Below are 26,940 nucleotides of genomic sequence, written 5' to 3' on the forward strand. Positions count from 1 at the left end.
GAACACAGGAAGCTGCGCTCAGAAGTTAAAGTGATTTGTTAAGAGTAAGATTTTTTTGGTCTTAGCAATTGCGTCTGCCAGCGATTCTGGCAGGAGGGGAAAAGGTGGAGAGTCGATCTGTAAGCCGGGTTCTGTCTTGAACAGTCATTCGTCTACGATGGCCATCACTGGACATCTTTAGCAACCTACCCGGTCCCAGCGCGGGCCACGCCTTGGGACCCTATTTGGTCTTGCTCCAAGTGGGGTTTACCTAGCCACGAACTGTTGCCAGCCGTGCGGTGCGCTCTTACCGCACCTTTTCACCCTTACCGGCGCCGAAACGCTTAGGCGGTTATTTTCTGTGGCACTTTCCGTAGGCTCACGCCTCCCAGGCATTACCTGGCACTTCGCCCTATGGAGCCCGGACTTTCCTCCCCCCCCTAATTTTCATAGAGGGCAGCGACTGTCCGATCGACTCTCCGCCGCGAAGGTTAACGGCAGAGCGGCCGAAGAACAAGCGCTAAAAGCCCTTGGCCAGCCCCGCGCCCCGGTTTCACTGGCCCTTCTGTTTTTCCAGCGCGACCTGATACAGGACGTTCTTACGCTCGCCGGTAATCTGCGCCGCGAGAGCGGCGGCGCGCTTGAGGGGCATTTCCTCAAGCAGCAGGTCCAAGATGCGCATCGCTTCACTGCTGACGGTCTCTTCATTGCCCGGCGCCGTCCAGCCCGCCACCAGCACGACGCATTCACCGCGCTGCTGGTTGCTATCGCCTTCGACGAAGGCGCGCAACTGCGCCAGCGGCAACCCCTTGAGGGTTTCGAAGGTTTTGGTCAGCTCCCTGGCGAGCAGCGCCGGGCGCTCCGGACCAAACACCAGCTCCATGTCCTGCAGGCATTCAAGGATGCGGTGCGGCGCCTCATAAAAGATCAACGTACGCGGCTCCTCCTTTATAGACTCCAGGCGCGCCCGTCGCCCCACCGCCTTGGCTGGCAGAAAACCTTCGAAAATGAAACGGTCCGACGGCAGGCCCGCCGCCGAAAGGGCTGCGATCAAGGCGCACGCCCCCGGCACCGGCACTACGTTGATACCGGCCGCCCGAGCCTGGCGCACCAGGTGATAGCCAGGGTCGGAAATCAGCGGTGTACCCGCGTCGGAAATCAGCGCGACGTTATCGCCCGCCAACAAACGAGTGATAAAACGACTGCCTTCTTCCCGCTCGTTGTGCTCATGACAGGCCGCCAACGGCGTTGAAATGCCGAAATGTTGCAACAAGCGTTGAGAGTGGCGCGTATCTTCGGCCGCAATGAGGGCCACCTCCTGCAGGATTTTCAGCGCCCGGGCACTGATATCGTCCAGGTTGCCGATGGGCGTCGCCACCACATAAAGCGAGCCGGCAGCGGAATTCAAAGCACCTGGAGCAGTCAAAGCGCACACCTCATGATCGGTAAAACCGCCATTGTAGCGCGTAGTGTGCGTCACGACTGCCCGCAGCGCCTCGCTGTCCGGCGACCTGCCGTGTTGCGTCGCAACATTTGAAATACCTAAATTGATCGATTCACGCCACTAACATCGCGCCCCGGCCAGTGCTTGGGTACAATTCGACGCTAATTTGATCTCGTATCAGGAACATTTACATGATCGCTTGCCTGCGGCTGCTCTCCGCCCTCTGCCTCGCTGCCCTTCTGGCGGCCTGCGCCAGCTCGCCCTCCTCCAGCCTTGGCGAACTTCCACGGACCCCGGATGCCAGTATCGAGCAGTTGCTCGAACAGGCCACTCAAAGCAAAACCCCGGAAAAAGCCGCCCTGTTGCGCCTGAGTGCAGCAGACCTGGCCTACCGCCAGGGCAATGCCGGCCAGTCCGCGCAGATCCTGCAACAGGTGCCGATGGAGCAACTCAAGCCCGGCCAGCAGATTTTCGCCAGCACTCTGGCGGCCGAACTGGCAATGACGCGCAATCAACCCAAAGCAGCGCTGAGCGCCCTGAGCCACCCGAGCCTGCAGCACCTGGGCGAGCTACCGGTGGAACAGCAGGTCCGTACCGGCACCGTCCACGCCCGCGCCCTCGAGGCCGATGGCCAGACCCTGGCCGCCGCCAAGGAACGGATCTTCATTGCGCCCCTGCTTGAAAACGAAGCGGCGGCGAAAAACCACGAGGCGATCTGGTCGTTGATCGCCTCGCTGCCCACCGATCAACTGCAACCGACCACCACCGACGACCTGGGTGGCTGGCTGAGTTTGGCCCAGGTTGTAAAAACTGCCGGTACGCTGGAACAGCAACAGGCGGCTATCGACAGCTGGCGCGAGCAGAACCCCAAGCACCCGGCCGCGCTCCAGCTGCCGACGCCGCTGGTCAAGCTCAAGGAACTGGCGAGCCAGCCCCTGAGCAAGATCGCCTTGCTGCTGCCCCAGGATGGCCCGCTGTCCTCGGTCGCCAGAGCTCTGCGCGAAGGTTTCATGGCTGCCCACTATCAGGCCCAACAAGCCGGGCAGAACCCGCCGAGCATTCAGTTTTATGACAGCTCGCGCCTGACCTCCCTGGATGACTTCTATCGCAAGGCGCAGGCCGACGGCGTGCAACTGGTGGTCGGCCCGCTGGAAAAACCTTTGGTCAAGCAGCTCAGCACCCGCCCGCAACTGCCGATCACGACCCTCGCGCTCAATTACAGCGAAGGCGAGCAAGGCCCGGCCCAGCTGTTCCAGTTTGGCCTGGCCGCGGAAGACGAAGCCCGCGAAGTATCGCGTCGCGCCCGTACTGACGGCCTGCATCGTGCCGCCGTCATGGTGCCAAAAGGTGAATGGGGCGATCGCGTCCTCAAAGCCTTCAGCGAGGACTGGCAGGCCAATGGCGGCACCATCATCGCTGTCGAACGTATCGATCAACCCGTACAACTGGCCCAGCAGATTGCCGACATGTTCCATCTGCGCCAGAGCGAAGGTCGCGCCAAGCGCCTGCAAAGCACAGTCGACACCGCCGTCGCGGCCCAGCCGTCCCGTCGCCAGGACATCGAATTCCTGTTCCTGGCCTCGACCCCGCAACAGGCCCAGCAGATCAAGCCGACCCTGAACTTCCAGTACGCCGGCGACGTACCTGTGTACGCCACCTCGCATGTGTTCAGCGCCAGTGGCGACCAGAATCAGTACAACGACATGAGCGGCGTGCGCTTCTGCGAAACCCCGTGGCTGCTCGATGCCAACGACCCGCTGCGCAAGCAGGTCACCGCCCAGTGGCCCCAGGCCGGCGGTAGCCTGGGTCGGTTGTACGCGATGGGAGCGGATGCTTATCGTCTGGCTCCGCGCCTGGGTCAGCTAAAGACATTACCGGACACCCGCATCGAGGGGTTGTCGGGCAGCCTGGCAGTGTCGCAGTCCCAGCGCGTGCAACGTCAACTGCCGTGGGCCGAATTCGTCAACGGTCAGGTGCAGCGCCTGCCAGACACTCAGCGCTGATGCCTGACCGATCTCGCCAGCAAAGCGGACGGGATGCCGAGAGCCAGGCTCTCGCGCATCTTCAGCAACAAGGTCTGCGGCTGCTGGCGAAGAACTGGCTGTGTAAACGTGGCGAGCTTGATCTGGTCATGCTTGACGGCGATACAGTAGTATTCGTCGAAGTCCGCTACAGAAAAAATACTCAATGGGGTGGCGCGCTCGACAGCATCGATGCACGCAAGCGCCAGAAGCTGGTTTTCGCCGCGCAGTATTTCCTGCAAATCGAGTCTCGCTGGGCCGATCATCCCTGCCGCTTCGACGTGGTTGCCATCGACAGCAACGCCGATCAGTTGAACTGGTTGCAGAATGCCTTCGACAGTTGAACGTCAACACCCATGACGAGCCGAGCCGGACACCTTCACCCAATTTTTGCTCTTTGCTTTGCGCGCCGCACATGCTTGTGCCGATAAGCCGCGCTACTTAAGGTCACACAGATGGACATGCAATCGCGAATTCGCCAGCTTTTTCAGGCCAGTATCGACACCAAGCAACAGGCGATGGACGTACTTGCACCGCACATCGAGCAAGCCAGCCAAGTGATGGTCAACGCCCTGCTCAACGAAGGCAAAATGCTTTCGTGCGGCAATGGCGGTTCTGCCGGCGACGCCCAGCATTTCTCATCGGAGCTGCTCAACCGCTTCGAGCGCGAGCGCCCCAGCCTGCCGGCCATTGCATTGACCACCGACAGCTCGACGATCACCTCGATCGCCAATGACTACAGCTACAACGAAGTGTTCTCCAAACAGATCCGCGCCTTGGGCCAGCCCGGCGATGTGTTGCTGGCGATCTCCACCAGCGGCAACTCGGCCAATATTATTCAGGCGATCCAGGCCGCACATGATCGCGAAATGATTGTCGTAGCATTGACCGGTCGCGATGGCGGCGGCATGGCGTCACTGCTGTTGCCTGAGGACGTCGAGATTCGCGTACCGGCCAATGTCACTGCACGCATTCAGGAAGTCCACCTGCTGGCGATTCATTGTCTTTGCGACTTGATCGACAGCCAACTGTTCGGGAGTGAAGAATGACCCCTAATCGCCTAGGCCTTCTGGCCCTGACCCTGTGCCTCGGCATCAGCGGCTGCACATCGGTGGTTAACGCCAGCCGGGAAAAGCCGATTGAAGACGACCGCGGCACCCGCACCTTCGGCAGCAAGATCGACGATTCGTTGATCGAAACCAAGGCAGGCGTGAACATCGCCAAGGCCGACCCGGACCTGGACAACAACTCGCACATCGTCGTCACCAGCTTCAACGGTGTCGTGCTGCTGGCAGGCCAGACCCCACGCGCGGACCTCAAGGCCAAGGCCGAACAGGCTGCAAGTGCCGTGCAGCGGGTCAAGACCGTGCACAACGAACTGCAGGTCCTGCCACCTTCCTCGTTGCTGGCGCGTCAGAACGATGCCTGGCTGACTACCAAGATCAAGACGCAGATGCTCACCGACGCCAGCATTCCCGGCTCGCGCATCAAGGTCGTGACTGAGAATGGCATCGTCTATCTGCTGGGGCTGCTGACCAAGCAGGAGGCTGCGCAGGCGACCAATCTGGTGCAAGGGGTTTCCGGGGTGCAGAAGATCGTCAAGTTGTTTGAGTACATTGACTGATACTGAACTTCAGGTGCTCAAGAAAAACGGCGCTTCTTCCGAGACGGAAAGCGCCGTTTTTTTTTGGCTTCATTTTTTTTTGGGGGGGGGGGGGTGATTGGTGTGTATATCCGTTGCTGCGGTAACGGCTGCTTATGGTTCCGCTCTTACAGCGGGTCACTTTTGGAAGAGCGCCAAAAGTAACCAAAAGCGCTTTGCCCCACCACTCGGTGCCTCGCCTAGGCTCGGCATGCCCTCACTCCGGCATTGCTCCGTGGGCCCGCCGCGAAGGGCCATCCATGGCCCAGCGCGGCTACCTCGGCATCCATGCCGAGGTGCCCACTACGCAATACCTGCGTTCGGCCAGCGTGGTTAACGGGGCGCCCCAGATCAAAATCAAAAACGAGGCGGCCTGACAGCCGGCCTGTTCTGGAGCGAACGGGTTTCCCCTGTGGGAGCGAGCTTGCTCGCGAAAGTGGAGGGTCAGTTTGCAGTGATGCTTGGATGTACCGGCGTCATCGCGAGCAGGCTCGCTCCCACAGGTTTTGTGTCGCTTGCAAATACTGTGAGCACACACAAATCAATGTGGGAGCGAGCCTGCTCGCGATAGCGGTAGTTCAGCTAAATAGATACTGGCATCTACCCCGCTCTTGCTCTTGCTCTTGCTCTTGCTCTTGCTCTTGCTCTTGCTCTTGCTCTTGCTCTTGCTCTTGCTCTTGCTCTTGCTCTTGCTCTTGCTCTGCTTTTGATCTTGATCTCGACGCCCCGTTAAACCACGCTGGCCGAACGCAGGTATTGCGCAGTGGGCATCCCGGCATGGATGCCGGGATAGCCGCGCTGGGCCATGGATGGCCCTTCGTGGCGGGCCCACGGAGCAATGCCTTCGTTCGGGCATGCCGAGCCTAGGCGAGGCACCGAGTGGTGGGGCAGAAGCGTTTGCTTACTTTTGCGCTTCTCAAAAGTGAGCCGCTGTAAGAGCGGAACCATAAGTAGCCGTTACCGCAGAAACGGATATACACACCCACCAACGACACAAAAAAAATGCCCGCATCTCGCGACACAGGCATTCTCTAAACCAACTTGCCAGGCCTTCACACAACCTGTGGCTACATGGCCTTGTGGCACATATCTGCCAGCTATTTCACCACTTTCAAACTAGGCCGCCCGCTAGGACGCGGCGGCTCGTCATCCGGTGGCGGCAGGTCATCATCAGCCTCGAACTCTTCTTCGCCATCCAACGGCGATTCCAGCTCGAACACCATACCCTGACCATTCTCCCGGGCATAAATCCCCAGGATCGAGGCGATAGGCACGTACAGGGTGTGTGGCACACCCCCGAAGCGTCCCTCGAAACTGACCGCATCATTGTCCATGTGCAGGTGACGCACGGCGGCCGGTGATACGTTCAAGACAATTTGCCCATCGCTGGCAAAACCCTGCGGCACCTGCACCGATGGATACTCGGCGTTGACCAGCATGTGCGGGGTGCAATCGTTGTCCACAATCCACTCATAGAGCGCGCGGACCAGATAAGGTCGACTGGAGTTCATAGCGGCTCCCTAAGCCTTAGCGCATGTCACGTTCGACACCAGACAGACTCGCCTGGAATGCCTCACGCGCAAATTGGCGCTCCATATAATCAAGCAACGGCTTGGCAGGCCGCGGCAGTTCAATACCCAGAATCGGCAAACGCCAGAGTATTGGCAATAGGCAGCAATCCACCAGGCTTTGTTCCTCACTGAGGAAGAATGGCTTGTCGATGAACAGCGGCGATACGCCAGTCAGGCTTTCACGCAATTCTTTGCGCGCCACGACCCGCGCAGGTTCTTTGGTTCGTGAATCCAGGATCAGGTCCACCAACCCGCACCAGTCACGCTGGATGCGATGAATCAGCAAACGGCTGTTGGCCCGCGCAACAGGATATACCGGCAGTAAAGGCGGATGCGGATAACGCTCATCCAGGTATTCCATCACCACTGTCGACTCCCACAATGCCAGGTCACGATCGACCAGCGTGGGCAGGCTGCCGTAAGGGTTCACCTCGATCAGCTTCGGCGGCTGACGGCCCGCTTCGACGTAAATGATCTCGGCGCTGACACCCTTCTCTGCCAGTACGATGCGTACCCGGTGGGAGTAGTGGTCGGCGGGGTCGGAGTAACAGGCCAACCGATTGGTCACGCCCATGGCGATCCTCCTCGCTTGTTGAAATTATCGAAAAACGGAAAAACGAGCGCGCCCAAAGGGCGCCTCCCGTAACACCTGGCGGACCAGGTTCGTTACATCCAGAGACGCCCTTGGGCGCGCACGATTAACAGCAACGGTTTACAGCTTTATCAATGCACGTCTTTCCAGTATTCGCGCTTGAGCAGGTAAGCGAATACGAAGAAGAACGCCAAATACAGCAACACATAAGTACCGATGCGCTGATGCTCCAGCTTCACCGGGTTGGCCGAGTAGGCCAGGAAGGTCACCAGATTCTTGACCTTCTCGTCGAACTGCTCTTCAGTCAGGCTGCCGGTGTTCGGCAACACGGTCAGCTGATCGCAGGCTTCGTGAGTCAAAGCGGTGCCGGTCAGCGGATCGTACTGCTTCTTGCCGTCCTCGACGATTTGAACCTGTTTGCAGCCTACCACCTGACGACCCTGCAGGCCGACCAGAACGTTTGGCATGCCGACGTTCGGGAAGACCTTGTTGTTCACGCCCCAAGGACGCGCGGGATCCTCATAGAACGAACGCAGGTAACCGTAGAGCCAGTCGGTGCCACGCACGCGTGCCACCAGGGTCAGGTCGGGCGGTGCAGCCCCGAACCAGGTCTTGGCGTCTGCCGGCTGCATACCGATGTTCATGTGATCGCCCAGCTTGGCACCGGTGAACACCAGCTTCTCGAGCATCAACTCATGGGGAATGCCCAGGTCATCAGCTACGCGCTCGTAACGCTGGAACTTGGCGCTGTGGCAGCCCATGCAGTAGTTGGCGAACGTACGCGCGCCATCCTGCATGGCAGCTTTGTCGGAAACGTCGATGTCGACTTTTTCCAGCTCAGGACCACCGGATGCGGACGCAAAGGACAGTACAGGCATAGCAGCAAGAATCAGTACAGAAAATAGCTTTTTCATCAGCCAGTCACCCTTTCCGGAACCGGTTTGGTCTTCTCGAGCCTGGTGTAGAACGGCATCAGAATGAAGTAGGCGAAGTACAGGAAGGTGCAGACCTGCGACAGCAGCGTCCGGCCCGGCGTTGGAGCGAGTACGCCCAGCACACCCAGGATCACGAACGAGATGCAGAACACCCAGAGCCAGATTTTGCTCAGCCAGCCTTTGTAGCGCATCGACTTGACCGGACTGCGGTCCAGCCACGGCAGGACGAACAGCACGGCGATCGCTGCACCCATGGCGATGACGCCCAGCAGCTTGTCCGGAACCGCCCGCAAAATCGCGTAGAACGGCGTGAAGTACCAGACCGGAGCAATGTGCTCAGGGGTCTTGAAGGCGTTCGCCTGCTCGAAGTTAGGCTTCTCGAGGAAGTAACCACCCATCTCTGGGAAGAAGAACACGATGGAGCAGAAGATGAACAGGAACACTACCACGCCGACGATATCTTTGACGGTGTAGTACGGGTGGAAGGCGATGCCGTCCAGCGGTACACCGTTTTCGTCCTTGTACTTCTTGATGTCCACGCCATCGGGGTTGTTCGAGCCGACTTCGTGCAGCGCCAGGATGTGCAGCACCACCAGACCGAGGATCACGATCGGCAGGGCCACCACATGCAAGGCGAAGAAGCGGTTCAGGGTAATGCCCGAGATCAGGTAGTCACCGCGAATCCACTGGGTCAGGTCATCACCGATGACCGGGATTGCACCGAACAGCGAGATGATCACCTGGGCGCCCCAGTAGGACATCTGGCCCCACGGCAGCAGATAGCCCATGAAGGCTTCCGCCATGAGCGCCAGGTAGATCAGCATGCCGAAGACCCACACCAGCTCACGAGGCTTCTGATACGAACCGTAGAGCAGACCACGGAACATATGCAGGTAAACCACGATGAAGAACGCCGAAGCGCCGGTGGAGTGCAGCAGACGCAGGATCGAGCCGTACTCGACGTCACGCATGATGTATTCGACGGAGGCAAACGCTTCTTCCGCCGAAGGGGTGTAACTCATGGTCAGCCAGACACCGGTGACGATCTGGTTGACCAGAACGAGCAATGCCAAGGAGCCAAAGAAGTAGAAGAAGTTGAAGTTTTTCGGAGCGTAATACTTGCTGAGATGGTCTTCCCACATTTTGGTCGCGGGAAAGCGCGCATCAACCCAATCCATGAATTTGCTCATCACGCTGTCTCCGTATCGACGCCAACGACAATGATGTCGTCGGTCTCATAGGAATGCGGGGGAACTGGCAGGTTCAGAGGTGCAGGCTGCGATTTGTAGACGCGACCCGCCAGGTCGTAATGGGAGCCGTGGCAAGGGCAGAAATAACCACCGACCCAGTCCTTGCCCAAGTCGGCAGGGGCTACCTCAGGACGGAACGTTGGCGAGCAACCCAGGTGCGTACAAATCCCGATCAGCAGCAGGACTTGCGGCTTGATCGAGCGTGTCTCCGGATCGACATAGGTCGGTTGCGTCGAGTTCTTGGAGGTAGGGTCAGACAACTGGCCCTCGATCTTTTTCAGATTCCCCAGGATTTCCTCTGTACGGCGGACGATGAACACCGGCTGACCGCGCCACTCAGCAATCATCTGCTGGCCTGGCTCGATCTTGCTGACATCCACTTTCACCGGTGCACCTGCGGCTTTCGCCTTGGCACTGGGAAACCATGACCCCACGAACGGGACCGCAGCCCCCACCGCTCCTGCAGCACCCACCACGGATGTGGCTGCTACCAGGAAGCGACGCCGGCCTGCATTCACGCCGTCATTGCTCATTCAGTCCTCTCCCATCAGCTTTGTGGCCTGTTAAATCAGGCGTCTACTAAGTAAAAATCTGAACTTATAAAAATTTTGCCGAATGGTAATGAAAAGCCCCAGTTCTGACAAGGTAATTACCAAGCGACCCAACCGCCAAGCCTTGTAGTATAGGGGCTTCACGGATGTGGCAAGTTGTCACAGCATAAATCTTTCGCGCATAAAAAAACGCCCAGCTCCGTGAGGAACTGGGCGCCTTTTGAACGCGAAAGCGAAATTAACGCTTCGAGTACTGCGGACGCTTACGCGCTTTACGCAGACCGACTTTCTTACGTTCAACTTCACGAGCATCGCGAGTTACGAAGCCGGCTTTGCGCAGTGCACCGCGCAGAGTTTCGTCGTAATCCATCAGTGCGCGAGTGATGCCGTGGCGGATTGCGCCAGCCTGACCACTTACACCACCACCGATAACAGTGACGTAGATGTCGAATTTTTCGACGGTCTCGGTCAGTTCCAGCGGCTGACGAACTACCATGCGGGCAGTTTCGCGGCCGAAGAAGTTATCCAGGGAGCGGTTGTTGATGGAGATGTTACCAGTGCCCGGACGCAGGAAAACGCGTGCGGTTGCAGTCTTGCGACGGCCAGTGCCGTAATTTTGAGTCGCCGACATAATGAACTATTCCGTTAAAACTTCAGTTCTTGGGGCTGCTGAGCAGTATGAGGGTGAGCAGCGCCCGCATAAACCTTCAGCTTACGATACATGTCGCGACCCAGTGGGTTTTTAGGCAGCATGCCTTTAACCGCGGTCTCGATCACGCGCTCAGGGGCTTTGGCGATCAGCTTTTCGAAGTTGATCGACTTGATGCCGCCAGGAAAACCGGAGTGGGAGTAGTACATTTTGTCAGTGGTTTTAGCGCCAGTAACACGTACTTGCTCAGCGTTGATGACGACGATGTAGTCACCGGTGTCGACGTGAGGGGTGTACTCAGGCTTGTGCTTGCCACGCAGACGGCTCGCGATTTCGGTGGCCAGACGACCCAGGGTCTGACCAGCAGCGTCGACGACAAACCAGTCGCGCTTTACTGTTTCCGGTTTAGCAGTAAAAGTTTTCATTCTTTATAGCCTCAGGGGCCGCCCTGTAAATTAGACGGCGGATCTTACTGAATAGTGCGTACTTTGACAAGTCAAAGGCAGCCGGATACAGACGCTTTCGGGGGCTCGGGTCGGCGCGTCCGTTCAACGGCAAGATTCTTCGGCGGCGGCGCATCACTTCCACTGCAGAAAGAGGTGCGCAATTATGCAGATTGCGAAAAATAATTCAACCTGCTTTTATGATTGTTTTGCCCAAGGAGTTCCCGATGGATTATCGCCAGCTAGGCCGTACCGATCTAAACGTGAGCGCCCTGTGCCTCGGAACCATGACCTGGGGTGAGCAGAACAGCGAGGCCGAGGCCTTCGCCCAGATCGAACGCGCCAAGGGTGCCGGGATCAATTTCATCGACACCGCCGAGATGTATCCGGTACCGCCGAAGGCCGAGACCTACGCCACCACCGAGCGCTACATCGGCAATTATTTCAAGAGCCGCGGCGACCGTGCCGACTGGATCCTGGCGAGCAAGATCGCGGGCCCCGGCAACACCATCGACTACATCCGCGACAAAAACCTCAAGCACAACCGCCGCCATATCGTCGAAGCGGTGGACGCCAGCCTCAAGCGCCTGCAGACCGACTGGATCGATCTCTACCAACTGCACTGGCCGGAACGCAGCACCAATTTCTTCGGCCAGTTGGGCTACCAGCACAAGGCCGACGAAGATTTCACCCCGCTGGAGGAAACCCTCGAGGCCCTGGACGAGCAGGTCCGGGCCGGCAAGATCCGCCACATCGGCCTGTCCAACGAAACGCCGTGGGGCACCATGAAGTTCCTCGCCCTGGCCGAAGCCCGTGGCTGGCCGCGGGCAGTGTCGATCCAGAACCCCTACAACCTGCTCAACCGCAGTTTCGAGATCGGGCTTTCGGAAATCGCCATCCGCGAACAGTGTGGCCTGCTGGCTTACTCGCCATTAGCGTTCGGTTTCCTGTCGGGCAAGTATGAAGGCGGCGCACGGCCAGCCAAGGGCCGCCTGACGCTCTACAGCCGCTTCATGCGCTATTTCAATCCACAATCGGAAGCCGCATGCAGTCGTTATGTGGCCCTGGCGCGGGAACACGGCCTGGACCCGGCACAGATGGCCCTGGCCTTCGTTACCCGACAACCATTCGTGACCAGCAACATCATTGGCGCCACCACGCTGGAGCAACTGGACAGCAACATCGCCAGCTTCGACCTGAAGCTGTCCGATGAAGTGCTGGCGGGGATCGAGGCGATTCACAAGGATCAGCCGAACCCGGCGCCTTGATCAGTTCATAGCCCCCATCGCGAGCAGGCTCGCTCCCACATTGGATTTATGTCTGACCACAACATTGTGATCGACACAGAGCCCATGTGGGAGCGAGCCTGCTCGCGATAGCGGTCTAACAGTCACTACGACATCAAAGCGACCGCGCAATAATTTCCTTCATGATTTCATTGGTCCCGGCATAGATGCGCTGCACCCGCGCGTCGGCCCACGCCCGGGCGACCGGGTATTCCCACATGAACCCGTAGCCGCCATGCAGCTGCACGCATTCGTCGAGCACCTTGCACTGCAGGTCGGTGCCCCAGTACTTGGCCATCGCCGCCGTCGGCACGTCGAGCTTGCCTTGCAGATGCAGTTCCAGGCAGCGGTCGACGAAAACCCGACCGATCTGGATCTCGGTCGCCATTTCCGCCAGTTTGAACCGGGTGTTCTGGAAGTCCGCGATGGATTTACCAAAAGCCTTGCGCTCGCGGGTGTAGTCCAGCGTCCATTGCAGCGCCGCTTCGGCCGACGCCAGGCCGCCAATAGCCACCGTCAGGCGCTCCTGGGGCAGTTCCTGCATCAGGTAGGCAAAGCCCATCCCGGCCTGCCCCAGCAGGTTTTCCCTGGGTACGCGAACATCCTGGAAGAACAGTTCCGAAGTGTCCTGAGCCTTCATCCCGACCTTCTCCAGACGCTTGCCTTTTTCGAAGCCAGGCGTACCCGCCTCCACCAGGAACAGACTGGTGCCCTTGGCGCCTGCTTTCGGATCGGTCTTGGCAACCACAATCACCAGATCGGCCAGAAAGCCGTTGGTGATAAAGGTCTTCGAGCCGTTGATGATGTACTCATCACCCTCCAGCACCGCCGTGGTCTTCACGCCTTGCAGGTCGGAACCGGCGCCCGGCTCGGTCATAGCGATGGCCGTGACCATCTCACCAGACACCAGTTTGGGCAGGTACTTGTGTTTCAGCGCTTCACTGCCGTAGTGCAGGATGTAGGGCGCAACGATGTCGGAGTGCAGCGAGAAGCCGATGCCCGTCAGCCCCAGCCTTCCAATTTCTTCAATCACCACGGTGCTGTAGAGAAAATCGGCATCCAGCCCGCCATAAGCCTCTGGCAGATGCGAGCACAACATCCCCGCCTCCCCCGCCTTGTTCCACAGCTGACGATCCACATGCCCCTGCTTTTCCCACTGGCTGTGGTACGGCACCGCTTCTTTTTCGAGGAAGGTTCGTACGCTGTCGCGAAACAGTTCGTGTTCGGAACTGAACAGGGTTCTGGGGATCATGGGACACCTTTGCATTATTGTTCGATGGGGTTATCCAACAGAGCCTAAGCCTGCGGGGGATGACAGGACACTGGACACATCCGACAAAAAATAAGACGATCCAGCCGTCTGGTGACCACTTTCCCCTATAAAAATAAAGATCAATTATGTCCAAACACGTCTCCACGCCTTTGCGGCGCGTCAGCATCCTGGCTATCGACCGGGTTTTCGCTTCCACCCTCATGCAAGCCAAGGATTTTTTCCACCTGGCCAGCCTGCGCTACGGCAAACAACTGGGCCACGGCCTGACACCGGCGTTCGAAACCCGGCTGGTCAGTCCCGACGGCAAACCGGTGAACAGCTTCAGCGACGTGATCATGCCGGTGGACGGCGGCCTGGAAAATACCGATGTGATCATCCTCCCGGCTTTTTGGGATGATTTCGGCACCCTCTGCCAACGTTACCCGCAGGTCCTGCCCTGGCTGCGGGAACAGCATGCCCGTGGCGCAGTGCTCTGCGGCGAGGCGACCGGGGTGTTCTGGCTGGCCGAGGCCGGGCTGCTCGATGGCAAGGAAGCCACCACGTACTGGCGGTTCTTCAACGCCTTCAAGGAGCGCTTCCCCCAGGTCCACCTGAACCAGGACAAGCACCTGACCGACGCCGACAACCTGTTCTGCGCCGGCGGCACGACCTCGGCCTGCGACCTCTATATCTACCTCATCGAACGGTTCTGCGGCGCCAACGTGGCCCAGGCCGTGGCACGAGACATTCTCTATGAAGTGCAGCGCAGCTACTCACCGGGAAGAATCGGTTTCGGGGGCCAGAAACTGCATCAGGATGTGATCATCCTGCAGATCCAGCACTGGCTCGAAGAACACTTCGCCGACAAGTTCCGCTTTGAGGACGTCGCTCGGGAGCACGGTATGAGCATCCGCAACTTCATGCGCCGCTTCCAGACCGCCACGGGGGACAAACCGCTGCATTACCTGCAACGGCTGCGTATAGAAACCGCCAAGGGCTTGTTGTCCGGCAGCCGCAAAAGCATCAAGACCATCAGCTATGAAGTCGGCTACGACGATGCAAGCTTCTTCGCACGGCTGTTCCGCCAACATACCGAGTTATCGCCGAACCAGTATCGACAGCAATTTCAGCAGGCGGCGTGAATCAAGGGTTGAATACAGTCCAATGTGGGAGCGAGCCTGCTCGCGATAGCGGTGTGGCAGCCAGCATTGATGTTGACTGATACACCGCTATCGCGAGCAGGCTCGCTCCCACAACGTTATGCGGTGCGCCGTTGATCTCGCACGCACAAAAAAGGCCTGCAATTGCAGGCCTTTTTTATCCGAACCGGATTACGGCTTATGCGCCCGCGCCAGGAATTCGTGTGATTGCATTTCCAGCAACCGACTCAAGGTTCGCTGGAACTCAAAGGTCAGGCGACCGCCGGTGTAGAGATCCTTGAGTTCGACTTCGGCCGAAATGATCAGCTTCACGTTACGGTCGTAGAACTCGTCGACCATGTTGATGAACCGGCGGGCAATGTCGTCGGTGGTGACGCTCATTTGCTCCACGTTGCTGAGCAGTACCGCGTGGAAGATCTTGCCCAGCTCGATGTAGTCGTTCTGGCTACGAGGGCCATCGCACAGTTCACGAAAGTCGAACCAGGCCACGTCATCGCAGGTCCGCACGGCGCGGATCTGGCGATTCTCGATGACCAACACATCATTTTCGACCGCCTGGGTGCATTCCGGCGTCAGGGCCCGGAAGCTCTTGCGCAGGCTTTCTTCAGCTGCGGCGTCCAGGGGGAAGTGAAACAGCTCCGCCTGCTCCAGGTGACGCAGGCGATAATCCACACCGCTGTCGACGTTGACGATGTCGGTGTGTTCCTTGATCAGCGCAATGGCCGGCAGGAAGCGCGCGCGTTGCAGGCCGTCCTTGTAAAGGCCGTCCGGCACGATGTTCGAGGTGGCGACCAAAGTCACGCCGTTCTTGAACAACTCCTCCATCAAGGTGCCGAGAATCATGGCGTCGGTGATGTCGGAAACGAAAAACTCATCGAAGCAGATCACCCGGGTCTCGTCGGAGAACCGCTTGGCGATGATGGTCAGCGGGTTCTTCTCGCCGCCCAGCGTCTTCATTTCTTCATGCACACGCTTCATGAAGCGGTGGAAGTGCGTCCGTGTCTTCTCCTTGAACGGCAACGCCTCGAAGAAGGTGTCGACCAGGTAGGTTTTACCACGGCCGACACCGCCCCAGAAATACAGGCCCTTGACCGGGACCTGATCCTTCTTGCCGAACAGTTTGCCCAACAAGCCCGGCTTGTTGTTCGACGCGGCGACCAGATCGTCGTACAGGCGCTGCAAATGCCGCACTGCCGTTTCCTGGGCTGCGTCGTGGAAGAACTCCGGGCGTTTCAGATCAGCTTGATATCGTTCTAGGGGCGTCATATTCGTTAGCAAGGCAACAAAAACGGGCCGTCACTGTAGCGACGGCCCGCGGGAATGGCAATCGGCCCTTATTCGAGCCGATGGTCGGAATAGCCCCGGTTCAGTCCTGAACTGGCGTCAGGGCCACGCGCAAAGCCTCGATGGCAGCATCCCGAGCGGCGCTGTCCGCAAAGGCCGGACTGTCGGCCACACAGGCGCCGTCAAGCCAGACACTGAAGCTCAGCTCGTCGCTGCGCACGTCCAGTGGCTGGCCGGCTTGCAGTTGCTTGGTGACCTGGCCCGCGGTCTTGCCATCGGCAAAATTGCGCGACAACACCAATTGCTCGCCATCGGCGGCCAGCAGACGGAAGCGGAAACTGCCGTCGTCCTCGCGAAAGCTCACAAAACGTGCGGCTTTGGCCACTTTCTTTTTCGTGCTGGTCGCCACCTGAACCTGGCTGACAAACGAACGCAGGCCGACGGCTTCGCGCAGTTCGTTGAGGAACGGTGTGGCCACGGCCCGGGCTTTTTTCGCGCCCAGTTGCAGGATGTCTTCAAGGTCCGCCGGGCGTTCGATCAACTGGTGATAACGTTCGCGGGACTCGCCCAGTTCACTGTCGAGCAATTGGAACAGGCGGTTCTTGGCTTCGCCCCAACCCAGGCCCTGCAGCAGTTCGCTGCGGAACTCGTCGGACTGCGCTGACGTGGCGAAGGCCTGGAACAAGGTGAACAGGTGGGAGTTGTCCGGATCCTTGGCTTCGCCCGGTGCGCGGGAGTCGGTGACGATCCGCGAGATCGCGTCCTTCATGTCCTTGGCGCTGCTGAACAACGGGATGGTGTTGTCGTAGCTCTTGGACATCTTGCGGCCATCAAGGCCCGGCAGGGTGGCGACGCTCTCCTCGATCAGCGCCTCGGGCATGGTGAAAAACTCCTTGCCCTGGCCGAACAGATGGTTGAAGCGCTGGCCGATGTCGCGGGCCATTTCCACGTGCTGGATCTGGTCGCGACCGACCGGCACCTTGTGGGCGTTGAACATCAGGATGTCCGCGGCCATCAGCACCGGGTAGCTGTACAGCCCCATGGTGATGCCGGCGTCCGGGTCTTCGCCGGCCTCGACGTTTTTGTCCACCGACGCCTTGTAGGCGTGGGCGCGATTGAGCAGCCCCTTGGCGGCGACGCAGGTCAGCAGCCAGGTCAGTTCCGGAATTTCGGGAATGTCGGACTGGCGATAGAAGGTCACGCGGTCCACGTCCAGGCCACCGGCAAGCCAGGTCGCTGCGATTTCCAGGCGCGAGCGCTGGATGCGCAACGGGTCATCGCATTTGATCAAGGCGTGGTAGTCGGCCAGGAAATAGAACGAATCGGCGTTGCTGTCGCGGCTGGCGAGGATCGCCGGACGGATAGCGCCGGCGTAGTTGCCCAGGTGCGGGGTGCCGGTGGTGGTGATGCCGGTCAGGATGCGGGTACGAGTCGTCATGGGTTATCGCTTGTCAGACTGCTGTCAATTCGAGAGGCGCGGCAGGAGCAGATCCTTGAGATCGGTCAGCTTGCCATGGAAAAAGTGCCCGCATTCTGCCACTTTCAGCAGCTCATGGGGGCGCTGGAGCGCGTCCGACCATTGGTAAACCAGCTGGGGGTCGACCACTTCGTCGGTTTCCGGCTGGATCACGGTCAACTCGCCGCTCATCGGCAAGGGCGATTGCGCGTCCAGGCGCATCACCGCCGGGGCCACCATGAACAGGTGCTTGGGTGGCTGGCCCTGGGCTTCCAGACGTCCGCCAAGGCTTGCGGCAACGAAGCCGCCAAACGAGAAACCGAACAGGGTGAGCGGCAGTTGCGGGTATTTTTCCCGCAACCAATCGGCTGCAGCCTGGGCGTCGTCGACTTCGCCGGTGCCCATGTCATGGCTGCCGGCACTGGCGCCGACCCCGCGATAATTGAAACGCAACGTAACCAGGCCAGCATCACGGGCAGTGCGTTGCAAGGTCGAGACGACTTTGTTGAGCATGGTCCCGCCCTGCACCGGGTTGGGGTGGCAGATCAGCGCCAGGCCACGGGGCGCTTCGCTGTCCAGGTACAAGGCTTCCAGTTGGCCCACGGGGCCATCAATGACTACAGGGGTTTCGCGCATAAGCAAGGGAAAGAACTCCGTGACCCCGAATAGGGTCGACTCGTCTAGCTAAAAGTCTGTGCCTGGCATGATTGCGATGTTCTTCGCGGTATACAGCGCAGGTCCGAGCCGTTAACGTAAAGCAAAGCCGTTTATAGAGGAAGGACTCGTGGAACACTCGCTCTTAGTTTGGCTGTTGCCGACTCTTGCCCTGGTTGCCGGTGTCGCCATTGGATTCCTGCTTGCCCGACTGCTGCCCAATGCGGTGCCTAACAGCACGCAACGTCAGCTGGACGACATTCAGGAACGTTTCGACAGTTATCAGAATGAAGTGGTCACTCACTTCAACAGCACCGCTTCTCTGGTGAAAAAACTCACTCAGAGCTACCAGGACGTCCAGGATCATTTGTCCGAGGGTGCCAATCGCCTGGCCCTCGACGAGCAGACTCGCCAACGCCTGCTGGCCGCCCTGCACGCTGATGCGGCGCAGACGCCACGGGAACGCCTGACCCCGCCAAAAGAGGTCCAGGAACCGCCCCGGGACTACGCCCCCAAGGCCCCCAATTCACCCGGCATGCTCGATGAGCATTACGGTTTGAAGAAGTAATCTCCAAGCGACACCCAAAAGCCCGCCCGATCGCATGATCGGGCGGGCTTTTTTTGACTCCGACGCCTTGTGGGAGCGAGCCTGCTCGCGATGTCGGCGGCACATCCAGCATCACCGTTTCAGACACACCGCTTTCGCGAGCAGGCTCGCTCCCACAGTTTTGATTGGGGTGTTCACAAAGTCTGTGCCCGCACCCATCTCCTGTGGGAGCTGGTGTCACAGGTTCTGCGCCACCCTGCCCTCACCCCAACACTTCACCCGCCACCTGATCGATAGCCCCTTTGGTGATGTCGACGATCAGGTCCGCCTCTTCGCGGGTCAGGATCAGCGGCGGGGCGAAGCCCAGGATGTCGCCGTGGGGCATGGCGCGGGCGATCATGCCGCGTTCCAGGCAAGCGGCCGAGACCCTGGGGCCGACTTTCAGCGCCGGATCAAAAGCGCTGCGCTGCTCGCGATCAGCCATGAACTCCACCGCCGCAAGCATGCCATCACCGCGCACTTCACCCACCAGCGGATGGCCTTCGAGGCTCTCACGCAGCCGGCGGTTCAGGTAGCCGCCGACATCCTCGGCGTTGGCGGTGAGGTTTTCCCGCTCGAGAATGTCGAGGTTGGCCAGTGCCGCCGCCGCGCAGATCGGATGCCCTGAATAGGTCCAGCCGTGCCCCATGGCGCCTTCGGTCTGGGAGGCTTTTTCAATCACACTCCAGACCTTTTCCCCGATGATCACCGCCGACAACGGTGCATACGCGCTGGTCAGGCCTTTGGCGGTGGTTATCAGGTCCGGCTTCATGCCGTAGCGCTGGCTGCCCATCTTCGAGCCCAGGCGACCGAAGGCGCAGACCACTTCATCGGCAATCAGCAACACGTCATACTTTTTCAGCACCGCCTGGATCGCGTCCCAATAACCGGCCGGCGGAACAATGATCCCGCCCGTGCCCATCAAAGGCTCACCAATGAACGCCGCCACGGTGTCCGGCCCTTCAGCCAGGATCATTTTTTCCAGCTCATCGGCGCAGTAGCGTACGAACGTGCCTTCGTCCATGCTCGCCGGGGCCTTGCGATACCAATGGGGGCACACGGTGTGCTTGACCCCTTCCACCGGCAGGTCGAAATGCTGGTAGAAGGTCGCCAGCCCAGTCAGGCTGCCGGTCATGATGCCCGAACCATGGTAGCCACGATCGCGAGAGATGATTTTCTTCTTCTGCGGCCGGCCCAGCACGTTGTTGTAGTAACGCACCAGTTTGACCTGGGTTTCGTTGGCATCGGAACCGGACAGGCCGTAGTAGACCTTTTTCATCCCTTCCGGTGCCCAGTCCATGATGCGACTGGACAGTTCGATGATCGCCTCGCTCGAGTGGCCGACGTAGGTGTGGTAGTAGGCCAGTTCCTTGGCCTGCTTGTAGATGGCATCGGCCACTTCGGTGCGGCCGTAGCCGATGTTCACGCAGTAGAGGCCGGCAAAGGCGTCGATGAAGTCACGGCCTTCATGGTCGCGAATGCGGATGCCCGCTGCGCTCTTGATGATCCGGCCCTTGAGCGCACCGCTGGCGTGGTCGTGGGCGTGGGTCGAGGGGTGCATGAAATGCGCACGGTCTTGTTCGAACAGCGTGTTGAATTCCTGGCTCATGCGGATTCTCCTGGGAACTGGCCTTGATGGTGCAGGCAAAAGTATTTGGTTTCGACGAAGGGCTCGAAGCCCTCGCTGCCACCCTCGCGACCAAGGCCCGAGGCTTTCATGCCACCGAAGGGGATCGGATGGCCGGTGAACTTGACGCCGTTGACCGCGACCATGGCGTGGTCGAGACGGCGAATCAGTGGGTAAATGAGGTCCAGGCGGTTGGAGCAAATATAGGCTGCCAGACCGTATTCGGTGTCGTTGGCCATTTCGATGGCTTCATCCAGGGTGTCGAACGGCATCACCCCGGCGATGGGCGCGAAATTTTCTTCGCGGTAGATGCGCATCTGCGGCGTGACATCAGCCAGCACCGTTGGCTGGTAGAACAACCCGCCCAAGGCATGGGCCTCGCCACCGACCAGGCGCTGGGCGCCAAGGGCCAGCGCATCGGCGACCCGGTCGGCAGTTACGTCGAATGCAGCCTGGTGCATCAACGGGCCAATATCCACATCCTGCTCCTGCTGATCGACCATGGCCGGGCCGACCCGCAACGCCCGAACCGCCGCGGCGAAACGGCTGAGGAACGCCTGATAAACCGGGCGCTGGACCATGATCCGGTTCGCCGCGCAGCAATCCTGGCCCGAGGTCTGGAACTTCGCCTCCACGGCGACTTTTACCGCCAGCGCCAGGTCAGCATCGGCGCAGACAATGAAAGGCGCGTTGCCGCCCAACTCCAGGGCGACTTTCTTCACATCATGGGCGGCGGCTTGCAGCACCAGTTTGCCGACCCGAGTCGAGCCGGTGAAACTCACTGAGCGGACACGGCGATCCTTGACCAGGGTTTCCATGGTCACCTGCGGCTCACCCAACACCACGTTGAAGACCCCGGCAGGAAAACCCGCCTCCTCGGCCAATTGCGCCAAGGCCAAAGCCGAGTACGGCGTTTCGTGGGCCGGTTTGATGACCACGGTGCAACCGGCAGCCAGGGCAGCGGCGGCCTTGCGGGTGATCATCGCCGACGGAAAATTCCACGGCGTGAGCAGCGCGCAGACGCCCACCGGTTCCTTGAGGGTGCCCAGGTGGGCGTTGGGAATGTGGCTGGGGATATTCTGCCCGTACAAGCGCCGAGCTTCTTCGGCGAACCAGGGAATGAAGCTTGCGGCATAGGCGATTTCGCCGCGGGATTCGGCCAGGGATTTGCCCTGCTCCAGGCTGAGGATGCGCGCCAGGTCTTCACTGTGTTCGACGATCAACGCCGCCCAGCGTCGTAGAATCTCGCCCCGGGCATCCAGGCTCTGTTCACGCCACGCGGGGAATGCTTGCTGGGCCGCGTCCACCGCCGCGACAATCTGCGGCTGATCGAGCATCGGCACATGGCCGATCACCGTGCGGGTGGCGGGATTGTGCACGGCAATGCTCTGGCCGCTGTCGCTGTGGACCCACTGGCCGTCGATGTAGCAAAGCGCTTTGAACAGCAGCGGATGTTGATAAGTCATGACGTTCACTCCAGACCGTGTGCGTGAAACCATGCTAGGGCAGCGGCACTTGGATAATCGGGTGTTTGCCGTAGGTCATTGCTTGGTTTTTTCTGAAACAAGGGGCTGTAAAAGTGATTTCTGCGGTGCTCAGGTTAACGGTGCCAACTCCGCCGGCAAGGCGCCGCCGGTCTTGATGGTTTTGGTGACGATGTAGGTGAAATAGCGCTCGATGCCGAGGTCTTCGAGCAGCAGTTGATCGACAAAGCGCTGGTAGTGATCGATATCCGGAGACTGGATCATCGCCAGGTAATCCACCCCGCCACCGGTGGCGTAACAGAACGCGACTTGCGGGGCGGTGGCCATGCGCTGCTCGAAGCGACGCATGTCCTGGGCGGTGTGTCGGGCCAGGGTGATTTCCACTAGCACCTGTTGACGCTTGAACACCGCGCCCCAGTCGATCTGCGCCCGATAGCCGGTGATCAGCCCTGCCATTTCCAGCTTGCGCACCCGCTCCCAGGCCGGCGTCACCGAAAGGTTGATCGCCTCGGCCAGACTCGACTTGGTGATCCGTCCATCCTCCGCGAGGATCTGCAGGATCTTGAGGTCATAGCGGTCGAGTTTGTGCATGGGCCGGGCTCCCGGTGATTAAAAACTCAAGGCATACATCAATTGTGGCGAGGGGATTTATCCCCGCTGGGTTGCGAAGCAGCCCCCAAGTTACTGACTCAATCTGTCTGCCATACCGAAGTGTCAGGTTGTAGGGTCGCTGCGCAACCCAGCGGGGATAAATCCCCTCGCCACAAGTTCAGTGCCCAACCCGACTCACGCCAACACATCCGCAATCACTGCCAAGGTATCGCCACACTGCACCAGCCCCGGAAAGTGCCGGGCCGCCAGCAGTCCGCTGCGGGCGGCGCGGTATTCGATGGGGGCGACGCCGCTGCGAGTGGCGTCGTAGATACGCGCCACCACCTCGCCCAGGGTCACGTGTTCTCCCAGGTCGCGGCACATTTCCAGCAGGCCGTCGTGTTCGCTGGCGATGAAGCAACTGGCATCGGGCATGTCGAGCACCATCGACGGCTGTAGCTCGATTTCGCCGCGCAGGATGCCGGCGTGGATCAGCAGATTGCGTACACCGCGCTCGGCAATCGCCACGCTGCGGGCCGTCGATGAGCCGCCACCGCCCAGTTCGGTGGTGACAAACACCTTGCCCTGGGATTCGGCGGCAGTGTCGTACATCGCCCCGGCGTCCAGTTCCAGCATGCGCATGCAATACGGCGCATTGAACGCCAGCATCCCCGCCTCGCAACGGGCCTGTTGCTGCTTGTCCGGCAACACGTGGCAGGCGGCGAACGGCAGGAAGTCCAGGGTCCGGCCACCGGAGTGGATGTCCAGGACGATGTCGGCCAAAGGCAGCAATGTACGGTTGAAGTAATCGGCGATTTTCTCAGTGACGGTACCGTCCGGCTTGCCGGGAAAACTGCGGTTGAGATTGCCCTTGTCGATGGGCGAAGTCCGGCGTGCGGCATGGAACGCCGGGGTGTTCATGAACGGCACGATAATCACCCTTCCGCTCACCTCTTGCGCGGTCAACCGTTGTGCCAGCTTGCTCAGGGCTACCGGGCCTTCGTACTCATCGCCGTGGTTGCCACCACTGAGCAACGCCGTCGGGCCGCTGCCGCGCTGGATCACGGTGATGGGAATCATCACCGCGCCCCAGGCCGAATCGTCTCGCGAGTACGGCAGTTTGAGGAAACCGTGCTGTACGCCCTCGCGGGTGAAATCGACCGTGGCGCTGATGGGATTGGCAGGCAAGTCAGTCATGGCTCAATCCTTCACGAACAATTGACGAGGCACGTTGCACAGCGTCTCGACGCCGGTTTCGGTGATCAGGATGCTTTCAGTGATTTCCAGGCCCCAATCGTCCATCCACAATCCGGGCATGAAGTGGAACGTCATGCCCGGCTGCAACACGCTGGTGTCGCCGGGGCGCAGGCTCATGGTGCGCTCGCCCCAATCCGGTGGGTAACTGATACCGATCGGGTAGCCGCAACGGCTGTCCTTGTGGATGCCGAACTTCTCCAGCACTTTGAAAAACGCCACGGCGATGTCGCCCGTGGTGTTGCCCGGCTTGGCCGCGTCCAGGCCGGCGGCGATGCCCTCGACCACGGCTTTTTCGCCGTCGAGAAAATGCTGCGGCGGCTTGCCCAGGTAGATGGTGCGTGACAGCGGGCAGTGGTAACGCTTGTAGCAACCGGCAATCTCGAAAAAAGTCCCGGCGCCCTTCTCGAACGGCGAGTCGTCCCAGGTCAGGTGCGGCGCGCTGGCGTCGGCACCAGTGGGCAGCAAGGGCACGATGGCCGGGTAATCGCCGCCATGACCATCGGCCCCAAGGATGCCGCTGCTGTAGATCTCGGCCACCAGTTCGTTCTTGCGCATACCCGGCTCGATCCGCTCCAGAATCCGAGCGTGCATGTTCTCGACGATGCGCGCGGCGATGCGCATGTAGGCGATTTCCTGGGGGGACTTGACCGCCCGCTGCCAGTTCACCAGGCCCACCGCGTCCACCAGTTTGGCCTGCGGCAAATGTTTTTGCAGCGACAGGTATGCGGCGGCGCTGAAGTAGTAGTTGTCCATCTCCACGCCGATGGTCAGCGCGCCCCAGCCACGAGCGCTGATCACTTCCCGGGACAGGTAGTCCATGGGATGGCGTTCGCGCGACTGCACGTAGATGTCCGGGTAGCCGACGATATTCTCGGCCTGCATGAACACCGTGCGTTTGGCACCGTTGGCATCCTGGCCGCGACCGAACCACACGGGCTCGCCGTCCAGCGCCAGCAGCACGCACTGGTGTACGTAGAACGACCAACCGTCGTAGCCGGTGAGCCAGGCCATGTTCGACGGATCGGTGACCAGCAACAGCTCCAGGCCCTGGACCTGCATGGCCACACGGACCTTCGCCAGGCGCTGGGCGTATTCCTCCCGCTGGAACGGAAGATTGACGACTATCTCTGACATCCACCTGCCCTCTGATCAATGACGCACGAATAAAAGATCGGTCAACGACCGAATGGGAAACCCTTGCCTGCCGCCCGCGCCCGCTCGAAAGCCAGGTTGGCGATGGCGGTGTCCTGGGCGCCGGTGCCGGTGAGGTCGCACAAGGTGACTTGCGCCTCATCGGTCCGCCCGGCCCGCTGCCCCGCCAGTACCTGGCCCAGCTCCAGCAACGCCGACTCATCGCCGACGACACCGGCCGCCAGGGCGTGATGCAATTCGCCGAGCACGCGGGTCTGGCTCAGGCGATCAGCGACGTAGCAGTCGACTGCCGCCAGGGCTTGCGGACAAATCTCGTTCTTGTGCTCCGCGTCCGAGCCCATCGCCGTGATATGCAGGCCGGGATGCAGATGCCGGGACTCGATCAGCGGCTCACGACTGGGTGTGCAGGTAATGGCGATGTCCACACCTTCCAGCGCGGCGTCGAGCGTTGCGCACGGTGTCACCGAAAGCCCCGTCTCACGTGCCAGTTCGGCACTGAAGGCCTGGGCCTTTTGTGCATCGCGAGCCCAGACCCGCACCTCCTCGATGGGCCGCACCAGACGCAGCGCCTGAAGCTGCAACGCGGCCTGCTCGCCAGCGCCGATCAACGCGACACTGCGGCTCTGCGGGCGGGACAGGCAGCGCGCCGCCACCGCCCCGGCCGCGGCCGTGCGCACGGCAGTGAGGTAGCCGTTGTCGAGTAACAGCGCCTCGAGCAAACCGGTGCGCGCCGACAACAGCATCATCATGCCGTTGAGGCTGGGCAGGCCGAGTTTCGGGTTATCGAAAAAGCCTGGGCTGACTTTGATCGCAAACCGCTCCAGACCCGGCAGGTAAGCGGTCTTCACATCCACCTCACCGTTATGTTCGGGGATGTCCAGCCGCAGGATCGGCGGCATCGCCACGGCTGCCGTTGCCAGCAGCACAAAGGCCTGCTCGATGGCGTCGATGCTGGGCAAGTCGAGGGCCACGCAACTGCGCAGATCCGCTTCGCTCAATAGGGTGACTTCACTCATGGCTGGCTCCGTTGCGGCTGAAGGTTATTGAGGGGCCCCGGCGATCACGCGGGCATGTTGTTCGGTGTCGACGTTGCGCCCGCTGATCACCAGCACAATGGGGCCACGCGGTTCGATCAGGCCGTCGAGCAAAGCGGCAATACCCACCACGGCAGCGCCCTCAAGCACCAGGCGTTCCTCGTGATAGGCGTGGCGCAAAGCATTGGCGATGGAAGCTTCTGAAAGCAGGTGCAGGTCATCGCTCAGTTGCCGGGTCATGTCGAAGGTGTAGCGGTTGTCCAGGCCGATGCCGCCGCCGAGGGAGTCCGCCAGAGTGGGCAACTCCTCGACTTCCACCGGATGCCCGGCGGCGAGGCTGGCGCCCATGGCGGCACCTCGGGCCATGCTGATGCCATGCACCTGAATCGCCGGATTCGCACTTTTGAGCGCCAGCGCCACGCCGGCGAACAGGCCGCCACCGGACAACGGCACCAGCACCTGGGCCACGTCCGGCTGTTGTTCGAGGATCTCCAGGCCGAGGGTGCCCTGGCCGGCGATGATCGCCGAATGGTCGAAGGGCGGCAGAAAGGTCGCACCCTGCTCTCTGGCGATGCGTTCGGCTTCGCGCTGGGCATCGTCCTGGGACTGACCGACGATGCACACCTGGGCGCCGAGGTCGCGGATCGCCTGGACCTTGTTAGCCGGCACCAGGTTCGACAGGCAGACAATCGCCTTGACGCCTTGTTGCGAAGCGGCATGGGCCAGCGCCCGACCATGATTGCCGGTCGAAGCGGTGACCACGCCGAGGGCCTTTTGCTCGGGGCTGAGCTGGGCCACGGCATTGCTCGCACCACGCAATTTGAAGCTGCCGGTGATTTGCAGGGATTCAAGCTTGAGGTACACCGCCACCCCCATCAGCCGTGACAGGCTGGGGGAATGCTCCATGGGCGTACGCCGCACCAGCGATTCGATGCGCTGGCGAGCGAGGTAGACATCCTGTAGCTGCAACACTGCCATGACCGCGTCCCGAGCTGATGTGTTGGGCGCAGTCTAAGAGGGCTGGATTGTGGTGATGAATG

At 60.3% G+C, this 26,940-nt stretch carries 26 protein-coding genes and 1 other RNA gene; 7 read left to right on the forward strand and 20 right to left on the reverse strand.

Annotated features, from left to right (window positions below):
• Nucleotides 1-104: 104 nt before the first annotated feature.
• An RNA gene (rnpB, locus tag PSH91_RS21930) (RNase P RNA component class A) lies at nucleotides 105-458 on the reverse strand.
• A gap of 74 nt (nucleotides 459-532) precedes the next feature.
• Nucleotides 533-1,405 carry a 16S rRNA (cytidine(1402)-2'-O)-methyltransferase gene (gene rsmI, locus PSH91_RS21935; RefSeq protein ID WP_305466761.1) on the reverse strand — a complete coding sequence of 291 codons (873 nt, stop codon included), beginning with the start codon at nucleotides 1,403-1,405 and terminating at the stop codon, nucleotides 533-535.
• Nucleotides 1,406-1,614: 209 nt separating this feature from the next.
• Between rsmI and PSH91_RS21940 the strand changes: the two genes are divergently transcribed.
• From PSH91_RS21940 to PSH91_RS21955, 4 genes are all read left to right on the forward strand, one after another.
• On the forward strand, nucleotides 1,615-3,426 hold the full coding sequence (locus tag PSH91_RS21940) for a penicillin-binding protein activator (RefSeq protein ID WP_047228809.1): 1,812 nt from the start codon (nucleotides 1,615-1,617) through the stop codon (nucleotides 3,424-3,426).
• A complete protein-coding gene (locus PSH91_RS21945; protein ID WP_047228808.1) occupies nucleotides 3,426-3,788 on the forward strand; it encodes a YraN family protein in 363 nt (120 codons plus the stop codon). Before PSH91_RS21940 ends, PSH91_RS21945 begins: the two co-directional genes overlap by 1 nt.
• A gap of 111 nt (nucleotides 3,789-3,899) precedes the next feature.
• On the forward strand, nucleotides 3,900-4,493 hold the full coding sequence (locus tag PSH91_RS21950) for a phosphoheptose isomerase (RefSeq protein ID WP_007928463.1): 594 nt from the start codon (nucleotides 3,900-3,902) through the stop codon (nucleotides 4,491-4,493).
• Nucleotides 4,490-5,068 (forward strand): BON domain-containing protein, encoded by a 579-nt coding sequence (locus PSH91_RS21955; protein WP_047228807.1) that lies wholly within the window; start codon nucleotides 4,490-4,492, stop codon nucleotides 5,066-5,068. Before PSH91_RS21950 ends, PSH91_RS21955 begins: the two co-directional genes overlap by 4 nt.
• Nucleotides 5,069-6,183: 1,115 nt before the next feature.
• On the opposite strand, the gene PSH91_RS21960 is transcribed toward PSH91_RS21955, so the two are convergent.
• From PSH91_RS21960 to rplM, 7 genes are all read right to left on the reverse strand, one after another.
• A complete protein-coding gene (locus PSH91_RS21960; RefSeq protein WP_305466763.1) occupies nucleotides 6,184-6,597 on the reverse strand; it encodes a ClpXP protease specificity-enhancing factor in 414 nt (137 codons plus the stop codon).
• A gap of 16 nt (nucleotides 6,598-6,613) precedes the next feature.
• Nucleotides 6,614-7,231: a glutathione S-transferase N-terminal domain-containing protein gene (locus tag PSH91_RS21965; protein WP_047228571.1), complete on the reverse strand. Its 618-nt coding sequence runs from the start codon at nucleotides 7,229-7,231 to the stop codon at nucleotides 6,614-6,616.
• 149 nt (nucleotides 7,232-7,380) lie between these two features.
• A complete protein-coding gene (locus tag PSH91_RS21970; protein WP_047228572.1) occupies nucleotides 7,381-8,163 on the reverse strand; it encodes a cytochrome c1 in 783 nt (260 codons plus the stop codon).
• Nucleotides 8,163-9,374, reverse strand: coding sequence for a cytochrome bc complex cytochrome b subunit (locus PSH91_RS21975; RefSeq protein ID WP_047228573.1), 1,212 nt, complete (start codon nucleotides 9,372-9,374; stop codon nucleotides 8,163-8,165). Before PSH91_RS21975 ends, PSH91_RS21970 begins: the two co-directional genes overlap by 1 nt.
• The gene (petA, locus tag PSH91_RS21980) at nucleotides 9,374-9,967 is read right to left on the reverse strand and encodes a ubiquinol-cytochrome c reductase iron-sulfur subunit (protein ID WP_047228574.1); all 594 of its coding nucleotides are present in this window, start codon (nucleotides 9,965-9,967) and stop codon (nucleotides 9,374-9,376) included. Before petA ends, PSH91_RS21975 begins: the two co-directional genes overlap by 1 nt.
• Nucleotides 9,968-10,223: 256 nt before the next feature.
• On the reverse strand, nucleotides 10,224-10,616 hold the full coding sequence (rpsI, locus tag PSH91_RS21985) for a 30S ribosomal protein S9 (RefSeq protein ID WP_003205364.1): 393 nt from the start codon (nucleotides 10,614-10,616) through the stop codon (nucleotides 10,224-10,226).
• Between the two features lie 14 nt (nucleotides 10,617-10,630).
• On the reverse strand, nucleotides 10,631-11,059 hold the full coding sequence (rplM, locus tag PSH91_RS21990) for a 50S ribosomal protein L13 (RefSeq protein WP_003205365.1): 429 nt from the start codon (nucleotides 11,057-11,059) through the stop codon (nucleotides 10,631-10,633).
• A 245-nt stretch (nucleotides 11,060-11,304) separates the two neighbouring features.
• Here rplM and PSH91_RS21995 point away from each other — a divergent pair, with 245 nt between their 5' ends.
• Nucleotides 11,305-12,345 carry an NADP(H)-dependent aldo-keto reductase gene (locus PSH91_RS21995; RefSeq protein WP_047228575.1) on the forward strand — a complete coding sequence of 347 codons (1,041 nt, stop codon included), beginning with the start codon at nucleotides 11,305-11,307 and terminating at the stop codon, nucleotides 12,343-12,345.
• A gap of 133 nt (nucleotides 12,346-12,478) precedes the next feature.
• On the opposite strand, the gene PSH91_RS22000 is transcribed toward PSH91_RS21995, so the two are convergent.
• Complete coding sequence (locus PSH91_RS22000; RefSeq protein WP_281459858.1) at nucleotides 12,479-13,615, reverse strand: acyl-CoA dehydrogenase family protein; 1,137 nt, start codon at nucleotides 13,613-13,615, stop codon at nucleotides 12,479-12,481.
• 245 nt (nucleotides 13,616-13,860) lie between these two features.
• Here PSH91_RS22000 and PSH91_RS22005 point away from each other — a divergent pair, with 245 nt between their 5' ends.
• Nucleotides 13,861-14,757, forward strand: coding sequence for a GlxA family transcriptional regulator (locus PSH91_RS22005; RefSeq protein ID WP_172833813.1), 897 nt, complete (start codon nucleotides 13,861-13,863; stop codon nucleotides 14,755-14,757).
• Nucleotides 14,758-14,946: 189 nt separating this feature from the next.
• On the opposite strand, the gene zapE is transcribed toward PSH91_RS22005, so the two are convergent.
• The 3 genes from zapE to PSH91_RS22020 all read right to left on the reverse strand — a co-directional run bounded on the left by zapE (nucleotide 14,947) and on the right by PSH91_RS22020 (nucleotide 18,151).
• A complete protein-coding gene (zapE, locus tag PSH91_RS22010) occupies nucleotides 14,947-16,041 on the reverse strand; it encodes a cell division protein ZapE (RefSeq protein ID WP_047228578.1) in 1,095 nt (364 codons plus the stop codon).
• Nucleotides 16,042-16,141: 100 nt separating this feature from the next.
• Nucleotides 16,142-17,497 (reverse strand): tryptophan--tRNA ligase, encoded by a 1,356-nt coding sequence (locus PSH91_RS22015; protein WP_076383602.1) that lies wholly within the window; start codon nucleotides 17,495-17,497, stop codon nucleotides 16,142-16,144.
• A gap of 24 nt (nucleotides 17,498-17,521) precedes the next feature.
• Complete coding sequence (locus tag PSH91_RS22020) at nucleotides 17,522-18,151, reverse strand: alpha/beta hydrolase (RefSeq protein ID WP_047228580.1); 630 nt, start codon at nucleotides 18,149-18,151, stop codon at nucleotides 17,522-17,524.
• A 148-nt stretch (nucleotides 18,152-18,299) separates the two neighbouring features.
• Here PSH91_RS22020 and PSH91_RS22025 point away from each other — a divergent pair, with 148 nt between their 5' ends.
• On the forward strand, nucleotides 18,300-18,737 hold the full coding sequence (locus PSH91_RS22025) for a YhcB family protein (protein ID WP_047228581.1): 438 nt from the start codon (nucleotides 18,300-18,302) through the stop codon (nucleotides 18,735-18,737).
• Nucleotides 18,738-18,978: 241 nt separating this feature from the next.
• Here the strand turns inward: PSH91_RS22025 and PSH91_RS22030 are convergent, their stop codons facing one another.
• From PSH91_RS22030 to eutB, 7 genes are all read right to left on the reverse strand, one after another.
• Nucleotides 18,979-20,364 carry an aspartate aminotransferase family protein gene (locus PSH91_RS22030; protein ID WP_305466767.1) on the reverse strand — a complete coding sequence of 462 codons (1,386 nt, stop codon included), beginning with the start codon at nucleotides 20,362-20,364 and terminating at the stop codon, nucleotides 18,979-18,981.
• Nucleotides 20,361-21,848 (reverse strand): NAD-dependent succinate-semialdehyde dehydrogenase, encoded by a 1,488-nt coding sequence (locus PSH91_RS22035; RefSeq protein ID WP_305466769.1) that lies wholly within the window; start codon nucleotides 21,846-21,848, stop codon nucleotides 20,361-20,363. The genes PSH91_RS22030 and PSH91_RS22035 overlap by 4 nt, the downstream gene beginning before the upstream one ends.
• Before the next feature lie 129 nt (nucleotides 21,849-21,977).
• The gene (locus PSH91_RS22040) at nucleotides 21,978-22,457 is read right to left on the reverse strand and encodes an Lrp/AsnC family transcriptional regulator (protein WP_047228584.1); all 480 of its coding nucleotides are present in this window, start codon (nucleotides 22,455-22,457) and stop codon (nucleotides 21,978-21,980) included.
• Nucleotides 22,458-22,652: 195 nt separating this feature from the next.
• Nucleotides 22,653-23,654, reverse strand: coding sequence for a N(2)-acetyl-L-2,4-diaminobutanoate deacetylase DoeB (doeB, locus tag PSH91_RS22045; protein ID WP_305466771.1), 1,002 nt, complete (start codon nucleotides 23,652-23,654; stop codon nucleotides 22,653-22,655).
• A gap of 3 nt (nucleotides 23,655-23,657) precedes the next feature.
• Entirely contained in the window at nucleotides 23,658-24,848 is a 1,191-nt protein-coding gene (gene doeA, locus PSH91_RS22050) for an ectoine hydrolase DoeA (RefSeq protein ID WP_281459855.1), read from the reverse strand.
• Nucleotides 24,849-24,889: 41 nt separating this feature from the next.
• Nucleotides 24,890-25,882, reverse strand: coding sequence for a cyclodeaminase (locus tag PSH91_RS22055; protein WP_076383598.1), 993 nt, complete (start codon nucleotides 25,880-25,882; stop codon nucleotides 24,890-24,892).
• A 24-nt stretch (nucleotides 25,883-25,906) separates the two neighbouring features.
• Entirely contained in the window at nucleotides 25,907-26,878 is a 972-nt protein-coding gene (gene eutB / locus PSH91_RS22060) for a hydroxyectoine utilization dehydratase EutB (protein ID WP_160893368.1), read from the reverse strand.
• Nucleotides 26,879-26,940: the final 62 nt, after the last annotated feature.

Origin of the sequence: Pseudomonas sp. FP1154, assembly GCF_030687245.1 — a bacterium.
In the GTDB taxonomy this organism is placed as follows: Bacteria; Pseudomonadota; Gammaproteobacteria; order Pseudomonadales; family Pseudomonadaceae; genus Aquipseudomonas; species Aquipseudomonas rhizophila.

What these genes read in the sequence shown, in the direction of transcription:
- PSH91_RS21940 (WP_047228809.1), top strand. Translation starts at nt 1,615, where the DNA reads ATGATCGCTTGCCTGCGGCTGCTCTCCGCCCTCTGCCTCGCTGCCCTT.
- PSH91_RS21945 (WP_047228808.1), top strand. Translation starts at nt 3,426, where the DNA reads ATGCCTGACCGATCTCGCCAGCAAAGCGGACGGGATGCCGAGAGCCAG.
- PSH91_RS21950 (WP_007928463.1), top strand. Translation starts at nt 3,900, where the DNA reads ATGGACATGCAATCGCGAATTCGCCAGCTTTTTCAGGCCAGTATCGAC.
- PSH91_RS21955 (WP_047228807.1), top strand. Translation starts at nt 4,490, where the DNA reads ATGACCCCTAATCGCCTAGGCCTTCTGGCCCTGACCCTGTGCCTCGGC.
- PSH91_RS21960 (WP_305466763.1), bottom strand. Translation starts at nt 6,597, where the DNA reads ATGAACTCCAGTCGACCTTATCTGGTCCGCGCGCTCTATGAGTGGATT.
- PSH91_RS21965 (WP_047228571.1), bottom strand. Translation starts at nt 7,231, where the DNA reads ATGGGCGTGACCAATCGGTTGGCCTGTTACTCCGACCCCGCCGACCAC.
- PSH91_RS21970 (WP_047228572.1), bottom strand. Translation starts at nt 8,163, where the DNA reads ATGAAAAAGCTATTTTCTGTACTGATTCTTGCTGCTATGCCTGTACTG.
- PSH91_RS21975 (WP_047228573.1), bottom strand. Translation starts at nt 9,374, where the DNA reads ATGAGCAAATTCATGGATTGGGTTGATGCGCGCTTTCCCGCGACCAAA.
- petA (WP_047228574.1), bottom strand. Translation starts at nt 9,967, where the DNA reads ATGAGCAATGACGGCGTGAATGCAGGCCGGCGTCGCTTCCTGGTAGCA.
- rpsI (WP_003205364.1), bottom strand. Translation starts at nt 10,616, where the DNA reads ATGTCGGCGACTCAAAATTACGGCACTGGCCGTCGCAAGACTGCAACC.
- rplM (WP_003205365.1), bottom strand. Translation starts at nt 11,059, where the DNA reads ATGAAAACTTTTACTGCTAAACCGGAAACAGTAAAGCGCGACTGGTTT.
- PSH91_RS21995 (WP_047228575.1), top strand. Translation starts at nt 11,305, where the DNA reads ATGGATTATCGCCAGCTAGGCCGTACCGATCTAAACGTGAGCGCCCTG.
- PSH91_RS22000 (WP_281459858.1), bottom strand. Translation starts at nt 13,615, where the DNA reads ATGATCCCCAGAACCCTGTTCAGTTCCGAACACGAACTGTTTCGCGAC.
- zapE (WP_047228578.1), bottom strand. Translation starts at nt 16,041, where the DNA reads ATGACGCCCCTAGAACGATATCAAGCTGATCTGAAACGCCCGGAGTTC.
- PSH91_RS22015 (WP_076383602.1), bottom strand. Translation starts at nt 17,497, where the DNA reads ATGACGACTCGTACCCGCATCCTGACCGGCATCACCACCACCGGCACC.
- PSH91_RS22020 (WP_047228580.1), bottom strand. Translation starts at nt 18,151, where the DNA reads ATGCGCGAAACCCCTGTAGTCATTGATGGCCCCGTGGGCCAACTGGAA.
- PSH91_RS22030 (WP_305466767.1), bottom strand. Translation starts at nt 20,364, where the DNA reads ATGAGCCAGGAATTCAACACGCTGTTCGAACAAGACCGTGCGCATTTC.
- PSH91_RS22035 (WP_305466769.1), bottom strand. Translation starts at nt 21,848, where the DNA reads ATGACTTATCAACATCCGCTGCTGTTCAAAGCGCTTTGCTACATCGAC.
- PSH91_RS22040 (WP_047228584.1), bottom strand. Translation starts at nt 22,457, where the DNA reads ATGCACAAACTCGACCGCTATGACCTCAAGATCCTGCAGATCCTCGCG.
- doeB (WP_305466771.1), bottom strand. Translation starts at nt 23,654, where the DNA reads ATGACTGACTTGCCTGCCAATCCCATCAGCGCCACGGTCGATTTCACC.
- doeA (WP_281459855.1), bottom strand. Translation starts at nt 24,848, where the DNA reads ATGTCAGAGATAGTCGTCAATCTTCCGTTCCAGCGGGAGGAATACGCC.
- PSH91_RS22055 (WP_076383598.1), bottom strand. Translation starts at nt 25,882, where the DNA reads ATGAGTGAAGTCACCCTATTGAGCGAAGCGGATCTGCGCAGTTGCGTG.
- eutB (WP_160893368.1), bottom strand. Translation starts at nt 26,878, where the DNA reads ATGGCAGTGTTGCAGCTACAGGATGTCTACCTCGCTCGCCAGCGCATC.